At 67.6% G+C, this 17,374-nt stretch carries 19 protein-coding genes and 1 riboswitch; of the genes, 11 read left to right on the forward strand and 8 right to left on the reverse strand.

Annotation, left to right across the window (positions count from 1 at the left end):
* Window positions 1-3: 3 nt before the first annotated feature.
* Window positions 4-858: a bifunctional methylenetetrahydrofolate dehydrogenase/methenyltetrahydrofolate cyclohydrolase gene (locus tag A8G18_RS10805; protein WP_209447020.1), complete on the forward strand. Its 855-nt coding sequence runs from the start codon at window positions 4-6 to the stop codon at window positions 856-858.
* Window positions 859-883: 25 nt separating this feature from the next.
* A complete protein-coding gene (locus A8G18_RS10810; protein WP_064063856.1) occupies window positions 884-1,168 on the forward strand; it encodes a DUF3017 domain-containing protein in 285 nt (94 codons plus the stop codon).
* Here the strand turns inward: A8G18_RS10810 and metX are convergent.
* A complete protein-coding gene (metX, locus tag A8G18_RS10815) occupies window positions 1,165-2,292 on the reverse strand; it encodes a homoserine O-acetyltransferase MetX (RefSeq protein WP_064063857.1) in 1,128 nt (375 codons plus the stop codon). The genes A8G18_RS10810 and metX overlap by 4 nt on opposite strands.
* A gap of 134 nt (window positions 2,293-2,426) precedes the next feature.
* A riboswitch (SAM riboswitch) is annotated at window positions 2,427-2,538 on the reverse strand.
* 268 nt (window positions 2,539-2,806) lie between these two features.
* Here metX and A8G18_RS10820 point away from each other — a divergent pair.
* From A8G18_RS10820 to A8G18_RS22805, 6 genes are all read left to right on the forward strand, one after another.
* A complete protein-coding gene (locus A8G18_RS10820) occupies window positions 2,807-4,024 on the forward strand; it encodes an NADP-dependent isocitrate dehydrogenase (RefSeq protein ID WP_016933203.1) in 1,218 nt (405 codons plus the stop codon).
* 148 nt (window positions 4,025-4,172) lie between these two features.
* Window positions 4,173-5,450, forward strand: coding sequence for a hypothetical protein (locus tag A8G18_RS10825; protein WP_064063858.1), 1,278 nt, complete (start codon window positions 4,173-4,175; stop codon window positions 5,448-5,450).
* Between the two features lie 43 nt (window positions 5,451-5,493).
* Entirely contained in the window at window positions 5,494-6,297 is an 804-nt protein-coding gene (locus tag A8G18_RS10830) for an exodeoxyribonuclease III (protein ID WP_026003076.1), read from the forward strand.
* A gap of 75 nt (window positions 6,298-6,372) precedes the next feature.
* Window positions 6,373-7,413, forward strand: a complete 1,041-nt coding sequence (trpS, locus tag A8G18_RS10835; RefSeq protein WP_064063888.1) for a tryptophan--tRNA ligase — start codon at window positions 6,373-6,375, stop codon at window positions 7,411-7,413.
* A gap of 16 nt (window positions 7,414-7,429) precedes the next feature.
* Window positions 7,430-8,458, forward strand: a complete 1,029-nt coding sequence (gene yhjD, locus A8G18_RS10840; protein ID WP_064063859.1) for an inner membrane protein YhjD — start codon at window positions 7,430-7,432, stop codon at window positions 8,456-8,458.
* Window positions 8,459-8,572: 114 nt separating this feature from the next.
* Window positions 8,573-8,758, forward strand: coding sequence for a LapA family protein (locus A8G18_RS22805; RefSeq protein WP_242496675.1), 186 nt, complete (start codon window positions 8,573-8,575; stop codon window positions 8,756-8,758).
* A 102-nt stretch (window positions 8,759-8,860) separates the two neighbouring features.
* Here the strand turns inward: A8G18_RS22805 and A8G18_RS10850 are convergent, their stop codons facing one another.
* From A8G18_RS10850 to sdhC, 4 genes are read right to left on the reverse strand one after another with little or no spacing between them, the layout of a single operon-like run.
* On the reverse strand, window positions 8,861-9,637 hold the full coding sequence (locus A8G18_RS10850; RefSeq protein WP_064063861.1) for a succinate dehydrogenase iron-sulfur subunit: 777 nt from the start codon (window positions 9,635-9,637) through the stop codon (window positions 8,861-8,863).
* On the reverse strand, window positions 9,637-11,388 hold the full coding sequence (sdhA, locus tag A8G18_RS10855; protein ID WP_016935300.1) for a succinate dehydrogenase flavoprotein subunit: 1,752 nt from the start codon (window positions 11,386-11,388) through the stop codon (window positions 9,637-9,639). The genes A8G18_RS10850 and sdhA overlap by 1 nt, the downstream gene beginning before the upstream one ends.
* Window positions 11,389-11,403: 15 nt before the next feature.
* Window positions 11,404-11,844: a succinate dehydrogenase hydrophobic membrane anchor subunit gene (locus tag A8G18_RS10860; protein ID WP_016935299.1), complete on the reverse strand. Its 441-nt coding sequence runs from the start codon at window positions 11,842-11,844 to the stop codon at window positions 11,404-11,406.
* 1 nt (window position 11,845) lies between these two features.
* The gene (gene sdhC / locus A8G18_RS10865) at window positions 11,846-12,253 is read right to left on the reverse strand and encodes a succinate dehydrogenase, cytochrome b556 subunit (protein WP_084421704.1); all 408 of its coding nucleotides are present in this window, start codon (window positions 12,251-12,253) and stop codon (window positions 11,846-11,848) included.
* A gap of 253 nt (window positions 12,254-12,506) precedes the next feature.
* Here sdhC and A8G18_RS10870 point away from each other — a divergent pair, with 253 nt between their 5' ends.
* Genes A8G18_RS10870 through A8G18_RS10880 form a run of 3 tightly spaced genes read left to right on the forward strand, consistent with a single transcriptional unit; the run spans window position 12,507 to window position 15,344 of the window.
* A complete protein-coding gene (locus A8G18_RS10870; protein WP_026003522.1) occupies window positions 12,507-12,926 on the forward strand; it encodes a cytidine deaminase in 420 nt (139 codons plus the stop codon).
* The gene (locus A8G18_RS10875; protein WP_064063863.1) at window positions 12,919-14,202 is read left to right on the forward strand and encodes a thymidine phosphorylase; all 1,284 of its coding nucleotides are present in this window, start codon (window positions 12,919-12,921) and stop codon (window positions 14,200-14,202) included. Before A8G18_RS10870 ends, A8G18_RS10875 begins: the two co-directional genes overlap by 8 nt.
* A 56-nt stretch (window positions 14,203-14,258) precedes the next feature.
* Window positions 14,259-15,344 carry an adenosine deaminase gene (locus A8G18_RS10880; RefSeq protein ID WP_064063864.1) on the forward strand — a complete coding sequence of 362 codons (1,086 nt, stop codon included), beginning with the start codon at window positions 14,259-14,261 and terminating at the stop codon, window positions 15,342-15,344.
* A gap of 19 nt (window positions 15,345-15,363) precedes the next feature.
* On the opposite strand, the gene A8G18_RS10885 is transcribed toward A8G18_RS10880, so the two are convergent.
* From A8G18_RS10885 to A8G18_RS10895, 3 genes are read right to left on the reverse strand one after another with little or no spacing between them, the layout of a single operon-like run.
* Window positions 15,364-16,602: a hypothetical protein gene (locus tag A8G18_RS10885; RefSeq protein ID WP_064063865.1), complete on the reverse strand. Its 1,239-nt coding sequence runs from the start codon at window positions 16,600-16,602 to the stop codon at window positions 15,364-15,366.
* Between the two features lie 60 nt (window positions 16,603-16,662).
* Window positions 16,663-17,010, reverse strand: coding sequence for a YbaB/EbfC family nucleoid-associated protein (locus A8G18_RS10890; RefSeq protein WP_064063866.1), 348 nt, complete (start codon window positions 17,008-17,010; stop codon window positions 16,663-16,665).
* A complete protein-coding gene (locus A8G18_RS10895) occupies window positions 17,007-17,321 on the reverse strand; it encodes a hypothetical protein (protein ID WP_064063867.1) in 315 nt (104 codons plus the stop codon). Before A8G18_RS10895 ends, A8G18_RS10890 begins: the two co-directional genes overlap by 4 nt.
* Between the last annotated feature and the right edge of the window lie 53 nt (window positions 17,322-17,374).

Consider the following 17,374-nt stretch of genomic DNA (forward strand, 5'->3'; position numbering starts at 1 on the left):
GATGTGACTGCGACGATCCTGGACGGCAAAGAAACCCGCGACGAAATCTTCGAGGACCTGAAGGTCCGCGTGGAAGCACTGAAGGACAAGGGCGTCACGCCCGGCCTCGGGACGATCCTCGTCGGAGACGATCCGGGATCCGCGGCCTACGTGCGCGGCAAGCACAACGACTGCGCGAAGGTCGGCATCACGTCGATCCGCAAGGATCTGCCTGCCGACATCACCCAGGAGCAGCTGTTCGAGGCGATCGACGAGCTCAACGCCGATCCCGCCTGCACCGGCTACATCGTCCAGCTCCCGCTGCCGAAGCATCTCGACGAGAACGCGGCGCTCGAGCGCATGGATCCGGGCAAGGACGCCGACGGTCTGCACCCGGTCAACCTCGGCCGTCTCGTCCTCGGCAAGGAGGCCCCGCTGCCGTGCACGCCGCGCGGCATCCTCCACCTGCTGCGCCGCTACGACGTGGAGATCGCCGGTGCGCACGTGGTGGTGGTCGGCCGTGGCGTCACCGTCGGTCGCCCGATCGGGCTGCTCCTGACCCGTCGTTCGGAGAATGCGACGGTCACCCTCTGCCACACCGGCACCCGCGACCTCGCCGCCGAGGTGCGTCGCGCCGACATCGTCGTCGCGGCCGCGGGTGTTCCCGGCCTCGTGACGGCCGACATGGTCAAGCCCGGCGCTGCGGTGCTGGACGTGGGCGTCTCCCGCACCGAGGACGGACTGCGCGGCGACGTCGCCGCGGATGTGCGTGACGTCGCGGGCTTCCTGTCCCCGAACCCCGGCGGTGTCGGCCCGCTCACCCGCGCGTTCCTGCTGAGCAACGTCGTGGAGCGGGCCGAGCAGCTCGCCGCCCGGTAACGGGTCGACAACCCCGGGAGACGAGATGGCTCAGGCTCTGCGATTCACGCGTCTGAACCTGCCGCTGCTCGCGGTCACCCTGGTGATCGCGGCAGCGGTGATCCTGGTGCTCGCCGACCGATGGCGACGCGGAGCGTTCGTCTTCGGCGGCGCGACGATCCTCGCCGGTCTGTTCCGCTGGGTTCTCGACGAGGACAAGGTCGGTGTCCTCGCGGTACGCAGCAAGGGATTCGATGTTGCGTCGATGATGATCGTCGGCGGCATCGTGGTGGCGCTCGCCGCGTCGATCGACCCGCTGGGAACCGACTAACCTTCGGCGAGCTTCATGAGTTCGGCGAGGAGCTTGGCGACCTCGTCGGCCTCGGTGAGGAAGCCGTCGTGTCCGTCGCGCGAGACGAGTACTCGCAGTTCACCCGATCCCGGAAGGAGATCGGCGATCTCCTGCTGCAGGCGCAGCGGGTACAGCCGGTCGGAATCGACGCCGGCGACGATCGTCGGAACCGGGGTGGACCCGAGGGCGGCTTCGACACCGCCGCGTCCGCGCCCGACGTCGTGCCGGTTCATCACGTCGGACAACAGCACGTAGGTACCGGGATCGAAGCGCGCGACGAGTTTGCGCGCCTGGTGTTCGAGATAGCTCTGCACGGCGTACCGGCCGCCTCGCCACGGATCCTCACCGTCCTGGGGGAGATTCCCGAAGCGGGTGTCGAGTTCGAACTCGGTTCGGTAGGTGAGGTGCGCGATGGTCCGGGCAATGGCGAGCCCGGCTTCGGGGCGCCGTCCCGTGTCGTAGTAGTCGCCACCCTGCCAGTCGGGGTCGGCCGTGATGGCCGTGATCTGCGCACTCTGGGTGCCGATCTGGTCGGCGGTGGCGCGGGCGCCGGTGGCGAGGACGAGCGACGCCCGTACGCGCTCGGGATGGGTGATGATCCACTCGAGGGTGCGCATGCCGCCCATCGAACCCCCGGTCACGGCCGCGAGAACGTCGATGCCGAGCTTGTCGAGCAGGGACGCTTCGGCGGCTACCTGATCGCGCACGGTGATCAGGGGAAAGCGGGAACCCCACGCCTTGCCGTCGGGTGCGGTGCTGCCGGGGCCGGTGGTTCCGCGGCAACCGCCGAGGATGTTGGTGGAGACGACGCACCAGCGATCGGTGTCGATGGGCGCACCGGGGCCGACCATGCCCGACCACCAGCCGGGGGACGGATGATTCGGCCCGGCGGGGCCGGTGACGTGCGAGTCGCCGGTGAGGGCGTGTTCGACGAGCACGACGTTGTCGCGAGCGGGGGACAGCTCACCCCATCTCTGCACGGCGACCGTGACGTTCGGCAGTGTCTCACCGCTCTCGAGGACGAGATCTCCGATGTCGATGTTCTCGAGGCGTCCGTCCGCCGGGGGCAGTTCGACACGACGACGCTCGGTGCCCGCCGTCAAGAGGTGACCGCCTCGACGCTCGGGCAGTGGTGGCAGCGCCGGCTGCGGATGTCGGTCATCGTGTCCTTCCGGCGGTGGTGGGAGGGTCGATCGTGGTTTGCGTGCGACAGCACATCATCATGTCCATCCTCCCGACAGCAGGCTTGTCGGCGGGGGCCCGCCGACCGTGTCCTCACCCGGAGCACCCCACCCCGGTCGGAGGGTTGCCGGCCAGCAAGCCGGGGCTTGACGCTGGCGCTCATGACTATCCGGGCAGTCTAGCGACTCTCCGCCGCAGGGTCTTATGCACCCTCTGAACAGGCCTGACCAGCATGAAAGTTACCGACCGGTAAGGCGCAGGGGTGGGGCGGGGCGCTTTGCGGACGCCACGAATAGCAGTACGCTTGTCATGTTTGGCCGGGGTTCAGGACGTGGACACGGCCATGCTCGCGTACAGCGAGCCGACGGCGATCGCACCCACAAAGTGCGGTCGATTGGGGACCACAGAAACGTCCTAGGAGGACACGAAGCGCATATGTCCAAGATCAAGGTTGAGGGTAAGGTCGTCGAGCTCGACGGCGACGAGATGACCCGCATCATCTGGCAGTTCATCAAAGACAAGCTGATCCACCCGTATCTGGACGTGGATCTCGAGTACTACGACCTCGGCGTGGAACACCGCGACGCCACCGACGATCAGGTGACGATCGACGCGGCGAACGCCATCAAGAAGCACAACGTCGGTGTCAAGTGCGCCACCATCACTCCCGACGAAGCGCGTGTCGAAGAGTTCGGTCTGAAGAAGATGTGGCGGTCGCCCAACGGCACCATCCGTAACATCCTCGGCGGCACCATCTTCCGTGCGCCCATCATCATCTCGAACGTGCCGCGTCTGGTTCCGGGCTGGACCAAGCCCGTCATCGTCGGCCGCCACGCGTTCGGCGACCAGTACCGCGCCACCGACTTCAAGGTCGACCGCCCGGGCACCGTCACCATCACCTTCACGCCGGAGGACGGCAGCGAGCCGATCCAGCACGAGGTCTGCCGGATCCCCGAGGACGGCGGCGTCGTCATGGGTATGTACAACTACAAGAAGTCCATCCAGGACTTCGCGCGCGCCTCGCTCTCGTACGGCCTGCAGCGCAACTACCCGGTCTACCTGTCGACCAAGAACACGATCCTGAAGGCCTACGACGGCATGTTCAAGGACGAGTTCCAGCGGATCTACGAGGAAGAGTTCAAGGCGGAGTTCGACGCCGCGGGCCTCACCTACGAGCACCGCCTCATCGACGACATGGTCGCGTCGTCCCTCAAGTGGGAGGGCGGCTACGTCTGGGCCTGCAAGAACTACGACGGCGACGTCCAGTCCGACACCGTTGCCCAGGGCTACGGCTCGCTGGGCCTGATGACCTCCGTCCTGATGACCCCGGACGGCAAGACCGTCGAGGCGGAGGCCGCACACGGCACCGTCACGCGGCACTACCGCCAGCATCAGCAGGGCAAGCCGACGTCGACCAACCCGATCGCGTCGATCTTCGCCTGGACCCGCGGCCTCGAGCACCGCGGCAAGCTGGACAACACCCCCGAGGTCATCGAGTTCGCGCAGCAGCTCGAGGACGTCGTCATCAAGACCGTCGAAGCCGGTCAGATGACCAAGGACCTCGCACTGCTCGTCGGCCCGGAGCAGGGCTGGCTGACCACCGAGGAGTTCCTCGGCGCACTCGACGAGAACCTGCAGAAGGCTCGCGCCTGACCTTCGGCTCGTTTCTCGGCAGCACGAACACGGGACGCCCGCACCGGGCGTCCCGTGTCGTGTTTCCCGAGCACTCCGGGCACGGGCTACCGTTCCGTGTACCACTGTCAGTCGCATCACCGCCGTAGTGCCCGGGAGGAGGACGGCCGTGACCACCACTGGTGCCGACTCCGAAGGTCGCGGCGGGGCGCATGCCCGCCGGCGCTTCTGGACCCGGGTGTGGACGCTGATGTTCGGCTCGGCGCTGGCCTACCTGCCGGTCGCCCTCGCCCCGAACATGATCCACGCGATCGCCCGCCGAACCGACGAACTGGCCTACGACCGGTCCACGCCGGTGCGCAGCGGCGTGCTCACCACCCTCACGATGGGCGAGGCCGCCGCCGTTCTCGGGGTCCTCGCCGCCCTCGTCATCGCGCTCAATCTCATCGCCTGGTCGCTCGGGCCGGCCGTCACCTCCGACGGTGCGCCCCGCGCGACCGAGGCCCTGCGTCTCGAACACCTGGAACTGTGCGGGTCGGTCTTCGGAGTGGGAGCGACGATGACCTTCGTCGCAGCGCTGCTCGACGGCCTCCCATACTCCGTGGATCTGGCGGCGCTGCTGCTGTTCCCCGCCGTGTTCGTGATCGTGGTGCTCAGCCAGGACCTGTTCCTCGCGACCCAGCGCGGTGTCGGTGCCCGTCGTCTGCTGCGGAGAGAGGCCTCGCTGCTGCGCCGACGCGAGCTGCTCGCCACGGCGGCGAGACTCCGACCGCGCGACCCACGGGCATCCGTCCACCCCTTCGCGGCACTCGCCGTCGAACTCGTCCTGCTGGCCGTCGTCACGGTGGCGACAGGACTGCTCATGATCATGGTGTTCGACGAGGAACGGGGCGCTGGGCCGGCGCTGGACTCCTCCGACGTCGTCTTCGTGGTCGTGACCTCGGCGCTCACGATGTTCACGGCGGTCCTGCTCGTGCTGTGGACGGTCCGCTGCTGGCTGCTCCGCCGGTACGTCGGCGCGGTCCTGGCCGCGGCCCTGGGCGGCATCCTCTACGTCGTGGTCGGAGCGGGAATCGTCTGGGCGGCGCTCGACGAGGACGCCGTCGCCGAAGCGGTCGCGTCCGCCGCCGTCCTGTACGCCTGGATCCTCCTGCCGGCGGCCGTTCTCCTCGTCGGCACGATCGGGATCGGCAGGCGGGGTCGGTTCCCGGGTGTCACCGCCACGCTGCGTGCCGCGCTGCTGCGCGAGCGGTACCGGCTACGGCGCGCCGACGGCGACGGTGGCCGGAGGAACGGTCGCGCGGGCGGTTCCGCCCCGACGCTTCGTCATCTGATCGGGCGGGCGCGCACCGTCGCCCGTGCGGCTGCGCGACAGCCGTCCCGGCGCGAGCCGGACACCCGATTCGGGACTGTTCGTTCCGGACGTCGCCCTCGCCGCATCCGGTGACGGCGAACCCGGCCACGTCGCCGATGTCGGTTACGGTGACCCGGTGCCTCTCGTCATCACCACCGTGAACGTCAACGGCGTGCGCGCCGCCGCAGCCAAGGGTCTCGTCGACTGGCTCGCCTCGTCGGCCGCCGACATCGTGTGCCTGCAGGAGGTGCGCGCCACCGAGAAGCAGTTCCACGCCGCCATCGCTCCGGCGATCGAGACCGGCTGGCACTGCGTCGGCGCGGAGTCCTCGGCCAAGGGCCGCGCCGGGGTGGCGATCCTCTCGCGCGCACCCGCGGATGCCGTGCGGGTCGGGTTCGACGTCGACGAGTTCGCGTCGGCCGGTCGCTACATGGAGGCCGACTTCGGCGACGTGACGGTGGGAAGCCTCTACCTGCCGACCGGGGAAGCCCGGACCCCGAAGCAGGACGAGAAGGAACACTTCATGAAGAGCTTTGCGGCCTACCTCGCCGAGCGGTACGCCGCGGTGACGGCCGCCGGTCGCGACATGGTGGTGTGCGGCGACTGGAACATCGCCCCCACCGAGCGGGACATCAAGAATTGGAAGGGCAACGTCAAGAAGTCCGGCTTTCTGCCGGAGGAACGTGCCTGGGTCGGCGACCTGCTCGAGGCGGGCTGGCGCGACGTGGTCCGCGATCTCCACGGCGACGTCGCAGGCCCCTATTCGTGGTGGTCCTACCGCGGCAAGGCATTCGACACCGACGCGGGCTGGCGTATCGACTACCACCTCGCGACCCCGGCTCTGGCGGCCCACGCGACCGAGGCCGGTGTCGAACGCGCGCCGAGCTACGACCGGCGTTGGTCCGACCACGCGCCGGTGACGGTGACCTTCGATCGCTGATCACTTCTGCGGCATGCCGCAGAAGTGCCCACCTCGCTCGCAGGGCGGTGCGGGCTGCGTGGAATCATCGACGGCATGTCGAGCACTGCAGAACAGAACGCCACGAAGCCGAAGGCCCGCCCCCGTGTGCTGTCCGGCATCCAGCCCACCTCGGATTCGTTCCATCTCGGGAACTTCCTCGGGGCGCTGGCGCAGTGGGTTCCGGCGCAGGACGAGAACGACGCCTTCTACTTCATCCCCGATCTGCACGCGATCACCGTTCCACACGAGCCGAAACTGCTGCGCAAGCGCGTGCTCGTCTCCGTGGCGCAGTTGCTCGCCATCGGTATCGATCCCGAGAGGTCCGTCCTGTTCGTGCAGAGCCAGGTGCCCGAGCACGCCGAACTGTCCTGGGTCCTGAGCTGCATCACCGGCTTCGGTGAGGCCAGCCGGATGACGCAGTTCAAGGACAAGGCGGCCAAGCAGGGCACCGAGCACGCCGGTGTCGGCCTGTTCACCTATCCGATCCTCATGGCGGCCGACATCCTGCTCTACCGTGCCAGCCACGTGCCGGTGGGGGAGGACCAGCGTCAGCACCTCGAACTCACGCGAGATCTCGCGCAGCGCTTCAACTCCCGCTTCGGCAAGACCTTCGTCGTCCCCGAACCGATGATCGTGAAGGAGACCGCGAAGATCTACGACCTGCAGGATCCGACGTCGAAGATGAGCAAGTCCGCGGCGACCGACGCGGGTCTGATCAACCTGCTCGACGATCCGAAGGTCTCGGCGAAGAAGATCCGTTCGGCCGTCACCGACAACGAGCGCGAGATCCGCTTCGACCGTGAGAACAAGCCCGGCGTGTCGAACCTGCTCACCATCCAGTCGGCGCTGTCCGGTCGCAGCGTCGACGAACTCGTCGCCGGCTACGAGGGGAAGGGCTACGGCGATCTCAAGGCCGACACCGCCGAGGTGCTCACCGAATTCGTCACCCCGATCCGCGCGAAGGTCGACGAGTACCTCACCGATCCCGCCGAGCTGAACCGCATCCTCGCGGGCGGCGCGGACCGTGCCCGTGAGGTCGCGTCCCGCACATTGGCGCAGGTCTATGACAAGGTGGGTTTCCTGCCGCGGACATAGACGAAGGAGCACCCGGATGGCCGGCGAACCCGACGAGAAGCCGGGATTTCTCGATCGTCAGCGGGCGGCACATCCGGTGCTCGACCGCATCTTCCGGGCCGGTGTGCGGTACCAGGACAACAAGGGCGACTACTACGCCGCCGGTCTGACCTACTTCACGGTGCTGGCCGTCGTCCCGATCATCATGCTGGTGTTCTCGGTGGCGGGCTTCGTGCTCGCCGGGCGGCCCGAACTGCTCGATCAGATCCAGCAGATCATCGCCGAGAACATCCCGGGCCAGCTCGGCGGCACCGTGCAGAGCCTGATCGACTCGGCGATCGAATCCCGCGGCGCGGTCGGTCTCATCGGTCTGCTCACCGCGTCGTATGCGGGCCTGGGCTGGATCACGAATCTGCGCGAGGCCCTCACGGCCATGTGGGAACATCCGCGCGACAAGGGCAACTTCTTCGTGGTCAAGCTGAGGGACGGCGGGGCTCTGGTGAGTCTCGGGCTCGCTATGGCGGTGTCGTTGGCCCTGTCGGCGCTCAGCAGCGGTTCGGTGGCGCACCGGCTCGTGGAGCTGTTCAACATGGAGAACCTCGTCGGCATCGGCGTGGGGCTACGGGTGCTGGCGTTGGTCATGGCGATCACCGCCTCGAGCCTGGTGTTCACCTGGGTGATCGCGCGCCTGCCGCGCGAGCCGGTCCCGTTCCGCAGTGCGCTCGTCGCGGGGGTGATCGCCGCGATCGGTTTCGAACTGCTCAAGCAGACCGGTTCGCTCTACCTCGAACGCGTGCTCAACGGTCCGGCGGGCGTCGCCTTCGGCCCTATCCTCGGCATCCTCGTGTTCGGGAACCTGACAGCGCGTCTGGTGCTCATCTGTACCGCGTTCGCTGCGACGTCACGGGCGAGCCTGGCACTCGCTCACCATCCCGCCCCCACAGGAGCGGTCATCACGCCCCGCCTCGAAGTGCACGAGGGCCTCGACGCGCGACGCGGCGCCGCTCTCCTGGGTGCCGGTTTGCTCGGTGGTCTCCTGGCCGGACGGCGACTCCGGAGGAAATGAGCGAACTTCCGGGGTGAAAACCCCTGATTCGGGGTGCCGATCCTGCTGCGGACGGACGACGATGGAAGCGTGGGAAAACAGACGCGATCCGCCGCGCCCCGACGCTCGTTCCGTGTGACTCCGCGCAGAGTGCTCGCGGCCGTCCTGGTCTTGCTCGCCGCGCTGTTCGTCCTCCAGAACCGGAACAGTACGAGCATCGATCTCTTCTGGATCTCGCTCCAGGCGCCACTGTGGCTGGTGCTCGTCGTCATCTTTGCGGTCGGGTGGCTGGCCGGCTTCCTGTTCGAGCGCGGCCGCTGAACCCGTTCCGTCGAACGGCGCAGCTCCGCCGGATCCGAGCGGTGAGCACAGACGAGAGCAGGCCCATCCCCGAAGGGACGGGCCTGCTCACGTGCGAGGTGATCAGCGAGCGAACATGAGCGCGCGCTTGACCTCCTGGATCGCCTTCGTCACCTGGATGCCACGGGGGCACGCGTCGGTGCAGTTGAAGGTGGTGCGGCAGCGCCACACACCTTCCTTGTCGTTGAGGATGTCCAGACGCTCCGAAGCACCCTCGTCACGCGAATCGAAGATGAACCGGTGCGCGTTGACGATCGCGGCGGGACCGAAGTAGCTGCCGTCGCTCCAGTACACCGGGCACGACGTGGTGCAGCACGCACACAGGATGCACTTGGTGGTGTCGTCGAACCGGGCACGGTCGGCCTGCGACTGGATACGCTCACGGGTCGGCTCGTTGCCGGTGGTCATGAGGAACGGCTTCACGGCGCGGTAGGCGTCGAAGAAGGGTTCCATGTCGACGACGAGGTCCTTCTCGACCGGCAGGCCACGGATCGGCTCGATCGTGATCGTGACGTCCTTGCCGTTCTTGTCGAGCAGATCCTTCATGAGGATCTTGCAGGCCAGACGGTTGACGCCGTTGACACGCATCGCGTCCGAACCGCAGACGCCGTGGGCGCAGCTGCGGCGGAAGGTGAGCGTGCCGTCGAGGTAGCCCTTGACGTAGCCCAGCAGGTTGAGCAGACGGTCGGACGGCAGCGCCGGCACCTGGAACGAATCCCAGTGCTGACCCTTGTCGTCCTCCGGGTTGAACCGAGCGATCTTGAGGGTGACCATCGTCGCGCCCTCGGGCACGGGTGGCAGGGTCGAAGCGCCCGCGTCGGTCTTCTCGATGGTAGTCATCAGTACTTACGCTCCATGGGCTCGTACCGGGTCTGGACCACCGGCTTGTAGTCCAGGCGAATGTCGGAGATCAGGTCCTCGCCCACCTTGTACGCCATGGTGTGCTGGAGGAAGTTCTCGTCGTCGCGCTTCGGGTAGTCCTCGCGGGCATGGCCGCCACGCGATTCCTTGCGGTTCAGAGCGCCGACGACCGTCACCTCGGCCATCTCGAGGAGGAAGCCGAGCTCCACGGCCTCGAGCAGGTCGCTGTTGTAGCGCTTGCCCTTGTCGTGGACGGTGATCTCCTTGTAGCGCTTCTTCAGCTCGTGGATGTCGTTGAGCGCCTGCGTCAACGTCTCCTCGGTGCGGAACACCGACGCGTTGTTGTCCATCGTCTGCTGCAGCTCGGTGCGGATGTCGGCGACCCGCTCCTTACCACCCTGATGCAGGATCAGGTCGAGCCAGTCGTCGACGTACTTCGTCGGCTGCTCCGGCATCTCGACGTGCTTCGTGCTGTTGGCGTACTCCGCAGCGGCGATACCCGCGCGGCGACCGAAGACGTTGATGTCGAGCAGCGAGTTGGTGCCGAGACGGTTGGCGCCGTGGACGGACACACACGCGCACTCGCCGGCCGCGTACAGGCCGGGCACGACGTTCTCGTTGTCGCGCAGGACCTCGCCGTCGACGTTGGTCGGGATACCGCCCATGACGTAGTGGCAGGTCGGGTACACGGGCACGAGCTCGGTGACGGGATCGACGCCGAGGTAGGTGCGGGAGAACTCGGTGATGTCGGGCAGCTTCTCCTCGAGGACGTCCTCGCCGAGGTGGGTCACGTCGATGTAGACGTAGTCCTTGTTCGGTCCGGCGCCGCGGCCCTCGAGCACCTCGAGCACCATCGACCGGGCGACGATGTCGCGCGGTGCGAGGTCCTTGATGGTGGGGGCGTAGCGTTCCATGAACCGTTCGCCGTCGGCGTTGCGGAGGATACCGCCCTCACCACGCACGGCCTCCGAGATGAGGATGCCGAGACCGGCCAGACCCGTGGGATGGAACTGGTGGAACTCCATGTCCTCGAGCGGCAGGCCCTTGCGGAAGATGATGCCGAGGCCGTCACCGGTGAGGGTGTGGGCGTTCGACGTCGTCTTGTACATACGGCCCGAGCCGCCCGTCGCGAAGACGATCGCCTTGGCGTGGAAGACGTGGATCTCGCCGGTCGCGAGCTCGTACGCGATGACACCCGTCGCGACGGGACCGTTCTCGGTCTCGGTCAAGGTGATGTCGAGCGCGTAGAACTCGTTGAAGAACTCCACGTCGTGCTTGACGCAGTTCTGGTACAGCGTCTGCAGAATCATGTGGCCGGTGCGGTCGGCGGCGTAGCACGCGCGACGGACCGGAGCCTTACCGTGGTCGCGGGTGTGACCACCGAAGCGGCGCTGGTCGATCTTGCCCTCGGGCGTCCGGTTGAACGGAAGGCCCATCTTCTCGAGATCGAGAACGGCGTCGATGGCCTCCTTGGCCATGATCTCCGCGGCGTCCTGGTCGACCAGGTAGTCGCCACCCTTGACGGTGTCGAAGGTGTGCCACTCCCAGTTGTCCTCTTCGACGTTCGCGAGGGCGGCGCACATGCCACCCTGAGCGGCGCCGGTGTGGCTGCGGGTGGGGTAGAGCTTCGTGAGCACTGCGGTGCGCGCACGCGGGCCGGCTTCGATGGCCGCACGCATGCCGGCGCCGCCGGCGCCGACGATGACTACGTCGTAACGATGTTCCTGCATGAAGGTTCGGCTCCCCTAGCTCGCCGTGATGTTCGGGTCGAAGGTGAAGATCACGTAGGTGCCCAGGCCCATGATCAGGATCATCGACACGACGAGGATCGTGTTGAGCCAGAACCGGGTGGAGTCCTTACGTGCGTAGTCGGCGATGACGGTGCGCAGACCGTTACCGCCGTGGAGCTGTGCGAGCCACAGCATCGACAGGTCCCAGATCTGCCAGAAGGGGCTGGACCAGCGGCCCGCGACGAACGCGAAGTTGATGCGGTGCACGCCCTCGTCGAGCATCAGCATGATGAACAGGTGACCGAGGACCAGGATGATCAGGGCGAGGCCGGACAGGCGCATGAACAACCAGGCGTAGAGCTCGAAGTTGTTCTTCGCGGCACGTCGCGGCGAACGTGGGTTGTCCAGACCGGCGGGCCGGTCGTATTCCTTACCGAGGGTCTTCGCTTCGGTCATGTCAGTGCCCCGCAAAAGTGTTGAAGAGGATGCGAACGGTCGCGGGAATCATCACCACGAACCAGATCGCAAGGATCGTCCAGAGCATCACGCGCTGGTACTTCGGGCCCTTCGACCAGAAGTCGACGAGCATGACCCGCAGGCCGTTGAGCGCGTGGTACAGGACCATCGCGACCAGGCCGAGCTCCATGAGGCCGACGATCGGATTCTTGTAGGTGTCGATCACCGCGTCGTAGGTCTCGGGGTTGACCCGGACGAGTGCGGTGTCGAGGACGTGGACGAAAAGGAAGAAGAATGTCGCCACGCCGGTGATCCGGTGCAATACCCAGGACCACATGCCGGGGTCTCCCCGGTAAAGCGACCGTGTGCGCCCCGCCTTTGCGGGGGCGGCTTCAGTCGTGCTGCTCATCGAGTGCTGTGCCTCCAACGTCAATGGTGGACGCGTCGAGCTGCTCCTACCTGTGGGGGATTCCGCAGTACGGGCCCGACGTGAACCTGAACCGACTTGGATCGACTCTAGACCCATCCCAAACTCGGGAACTAATCTCCCGCCCCATTCGTACAGCCCCCAAAAGCGAAGTTAGGTTTGCCTTTCCAATTGTGATCTGGCGCGGCAGGGGCCGTCCACCGTCGTCCACGCCACCGTGACAGGATGATCAACCATGCCGGACATCGACTGGAAAATGTTGCGCGCCAAAGCACATGAGGTGATGGAGCGAGCCTACGCGCCCTACTCCGGATTCCCGGTGGGGGCTGCCGCCCTCACCGTCGACGGTCGGACGGTCCTCGGGTGCAATGTGGAAAATGTCTCACACGGACTGGGTCTCTGTGCCGAATGCGTACTTGTCGGTAACTTGTTCGCGCAGGGTGGAGGCCGTCTCCGGGCCGTCGCCGTCTGCGACTCCCGGGGCCACGTCCTGACCCCGTGCGGGCGATGCCGGCAGGTGCTCCTCGAACACGGCGGCCCCGACCTCCAGGTGGACGCCCACGGCGGCCCCCGTCGCCTGTCCGATCTGCTCCCCGACGCGTTCGGCCCCGACGATCTCGCGGCCGTGCGGGAGAACGAGGACCGCCGTGCCTGACATCGTCACCGTCATCCGCCGCAAGCGCGACGGGCACGAGCTCTCCGGCACCGAGATCGATTGGGTCATCGAAGCGTTCACCCACGGCGTGGTCTCCGACGCCCAGATGTCCGCCCTGGCGATGGCCGTCTGGTTCCGCGGTATGAGCCGGGCGGAGACGGCGCGGTGGACCACCGCGATGATCGACTCCGGTCGCCGTCTCGATTTCTCCGCACTCGGTCTGCGCACCGTCGACAAGCATTCGACCGGGGGAGTGGGGGACAAGATCACCTTGCCGCTCGCGCCGCTCGTCGCGGCATGCGGCGTCGCTGTCCCGCAACTGTCCGGCCGCGGCCTCGGCCACACCGGCGGAACCCTCGACAAGCTCGAGGCGATCCCCGGGTGGAATGCCGACCTGAGCACCGCGGAGATGGCCGAGATCCTCACCGATCCGGCCGTCGGAGCGGTCGTGTGCGCGGCGAGTGCCGACCTCGCTCCCGCCGACCGCAAGTTGTACGCGCTTCGCGACGTCACCGGAACCGTCGAATCGATCCCGCTCATCGCCAGTTCGATCATGAGCAAGAAGATCGCCGAGGGCACCGGAGCGCTGGTCCTCGACGTGAAGGTCGGCAGCGGTGCCTTCATGAAGGAACTCGGCGAGGCCCGCGAGCTGGCACGCACCATGGTCGAGCTCGGTGCCGACGAGGGGTTGCACACCACCGCCCTGCTCACCCGCATGGACAGCCCGCTCGGGCGGACCGCGGGTAACGCACTCGAAGTGCGGGAGGCCGTCGAGGTACTCGCCGGAGGCGGGCCCGACGACGTCGTCGAGCTGACCGTGGCCCTCGCGCGCGAGATGCTCGAGGCCGCCGGTGTCGACGACGTCGATCCCGCCGACCGGCTCCGTGACGGCACCGCGATGGACCGGTGGAACGCGATGATCGCCGCTCAGGGAGGCGACCCCTCGGCGCCCTTGCCGGTCGCGACGCACACCGAGACCGTCCACGCGGACGCGGACGGGGTGCTCTCCGAACTCGACGCGTACGCGGTCGGTATCGCGGCCTGGCGCCTCGGGGCCGGCCGCGAACGGCAGGGGCAGGACGTGCAGCCCGGGGCGGGTGTCGAACTGCACGCGGTCCTGGGAGACCGCATCCGTGCGGGACAACCCGTCGCGACGCTGCACACCGACACTCCGGGACGCATCCCCGACGCGCTCGCCGCCCTCCGCGAGGGTGTCCGCATCTCCGATACGGCACCCGCCCGGCAGCCGCTCGTGATCGAACGCATCCGGGCGTAGAAGCACGGTGGCCGGAGACCGAGCGGAACGGCCCGCCGCCGACTACCGTCCCGATCATGAACGGCCGGCTGACTCCCGAACTCGTCCGCACCGCACCCAAAGTGGTCCTCCACGATCACCTCGACGGCGGTCTCCGTCCGCGGACGGTCCTCGAACTCGCGGACGCGTGCGGCTGGTCGCTGCCGGCGCACACCGAGGCGGACCTCGCGCGCTGGTTCCGCGAGTCCGCCGACAGCGGGTCGCTCGAGCGCTATCTCGAGACGTTCGAGCACACCGTCGCCGTGATGCAGACGGCGCCGGGGCTCGAACGTGTCGCCCGGGAATGCGTCCTCGACCTCGCCGACGACGGCGTGGTGTACGCCGAGGTGCGGTTCGCGCCCGAACAGCACCTCGAGAAGGGGCTGTCGCTCGACGAGGTCGTCGAGCACGTCCTCGAAGGGTTCCGGGCGGGAGAATCGGAGGTGGCGGCGAGCGGCCGGCGCATCCGCGTGCGCTGCCTGCTCACCGCGATGCGGCACGCGGCGCGGTCGTTGGAGATCGCCGAGCTCGCCGTGCGCTTCCGCGACCGCGGAGTGGCGGGCTTCGACATCGCCGGCGCCGAGGCGGGCAACCCGCCCAGCCGTCATCTCGATGCCTTCGAGTACACACGCGCGGCCAACGCCCACTTCACGATCCATGCCGGGGAGGCGTTCGGGCTCCCGTCCATTCACGAGGCCGTCGCCTTCTGCGGTACCGACCGGCTCGGCCACGGCGTGCGGATCGTCGACGACATCGAAGTGCACGCCGACGGAACCGCCACTCTCGGACGGCTCGCGAACTACATCCGCGACAAGCGCATCCCGCTCGAACTGTGCCCGTCCTCGAACGTGCAGACCGGCGCGGTGCGTGCCCTGTCGGAGCATCCCTTCGACCTGCTGGCCCGCCTGCGCTTCCGCGTCACCGTCAACACCGACAACCGGCTGATGAGCGACACCACGATGACGCAGGAGATGGTGCGGCTCGTCGACACCTTCGGCTACGGGTGGGTCGACCTCGAACGGTTCACGATCAATGCCATGAAGTCGGCATTCCTCCCGTTCGATCAGCGGCTCGAGCTGATCGACGACGTCATCAAGCCGGGATACGCCGTCCTCGTCGGCTAGAACCCGCCCAGAACCCGCGTCAGTGCCGGCGCAGTCGCGCTTCGAACTCGCGCTCGAGTTCGCGCCAGGCGAGCGCCTCGGCGTCGAACGGCGGCTTCGGTACCGGGTGCCCCGAATCGGGCTCGATCGCGTGGTTGACGAACGATCCGAGGTCCGTGGACGCGGCGAGAGCGGCGTCGGTCGACTCGTCGTCCGCGAAGTTCGCTGCGTCGACGAACAGTTCGACCGCCAGTTCGAGCTGGTCGGGGTCGACGGCCTCGACACCCTCGGAGATGTCGTCGGCGATTCCGGTGAGCACGTAGACGTTGTCGTCGGTGACCGTCACGTCGAGTGAGCCGTCGACGGCCGCGAGCTGGATCTCCGTGTACGGCTCGAGTGTCGCGAGGTCGTGGTCGTGGTTGTCGGCGAGATGGCGGGCCAGCGCGCGTTCGGACGGGAAGACGTCGATCGTGCCGTCGTGACCCAGGAAGACGGCGTCGTCGTTCACGTAGCACCGCAGCGAGTACCAGGTGCCGTCGGTGGTGATGATCCGGATGGGGTCGATGCCGACCCTGCCCCAGAACTCGTACCCGTCGTCCTCGTCGTCTCCGTCGATGAACTCGTATTCGTCGTCGGCGTCGACATCTTCGACTGTGTCGTCGGCCTCGACCTCGTTCTCGTCGACCGCGACGAATTCGGATTCGATCTCGGCGACCACCGCGGCGTCGACGTCGGGCGTGGTCATCACCGCGTCGAGGGCGTCGATCACGGCGTCCCAGTCCTGCGCGACCGCCGTCCCGATGCGGTTCCACAGGTCGAGACCCTCACGGGTGCGGAAGGCCGAGACGCCGTGCTGCAGCAGGGTGTCGATCTCTTCGCGTTCGAAGAATTTGGTCACGACGTCGATATCGCAGACGTCGCCGAGGATGCTCACGATGTCGAAGGTGTCCTGCAGTTCGGACACGGAGACCGGATCGGGGTCGTCGGCCACGAGTTCGGGCACGCCGACGAGGTCGTAGGTGTGCGGCTCGGCGGGTTCGAACTCGGAGGCCGCGAGCTTCGAGACGATCGGCCACGCCTCGTGCTCGACGAGATCGTTGTCGGCTCCCGACCGCACGAATGCGACGAGCTCCGGGACCGACGGGAAAGCGTACAGATCATCACCGTGGCCGAGGAATGCCTCCCACTCGTCGTCGCCTTCGCGCCAGCGCGGCGCCCAGAGCGTCACGAGGTTGCCGTCGGTGAGACCGAGCTCGATCGGGACGATGTCTCCAGCCATGGCGCGAAGCCTAGCCATGTCGGCGCCGAGAATATAGCCGGGGGCAGCTCCGCCGGTGGTTCACCGCTGTAGCGGGTGGTCGCCGGCGGCGAGCGGAGTGTCGTCGCCCACAGTGAGGGACGCGCGCAGCTCCTCCATCGCGGTGACGCGCGCGGCCGCGGCGTCCCTGGCGGCCTCGTGCACGGTCGCGAGGATCGCAGCCGCCAGTTCCCGGGCATCGGCACCGCCGATCGGTTCGGACAGCCGGAGCCCTTCGAGCGCTCCCGACCCGTCCACGCGGGCGGTCACGCGCCCGTCGGGACTGCGGGCGATGCCCCGGACGGCGTCGAGCCGCTCGACCGTGCGTTCGAGCGCATCGAGCCGGAGGTGGGCCCGGTCGACGATCGCCTCCACCATCGGTTCGCTCATCGGACGAGCCCTCGCGGCAGCTCGGCCGGCCCGGCTGCCAGGTCGGCGCGGGAGGGGAGCCGCATCCGGTCGAGGATCTCGCGGGGGACACCCTCGGCGGCGAGGCGTTCGCCGCGGATCACCGCTGCCTCGAGGGCGGCCTGCCTGTTCAGGTCGAGAATCCGATCGGCCAGTTGCTGTGCTCCGTAACGCAACTCGTGGGGGTCGATGCGGAGATCCACGGGCAGGCCGCTGTCCGTCGTCCGCACCGAGATCGTCCCGGCCCGGTTGTGGGCGGTGGCCGTGATCGGTTCCGTCGTCGTGTTGTCCATATCGGGTTGGACGCAGCACGGGCACGGCCGGTTCCCGTGTTGTGCGGATTCTC

The sequence above is a fragment of the Rhodococcus gordoniae genome (assembly GCF_001646655.1).
Lineage (GTDB): Bacteria > Actinomycetota > Actinomycetes > Mycobacteriales > Mycobacteriaceae > Rhodococcus > Rhodococcus gordoniae.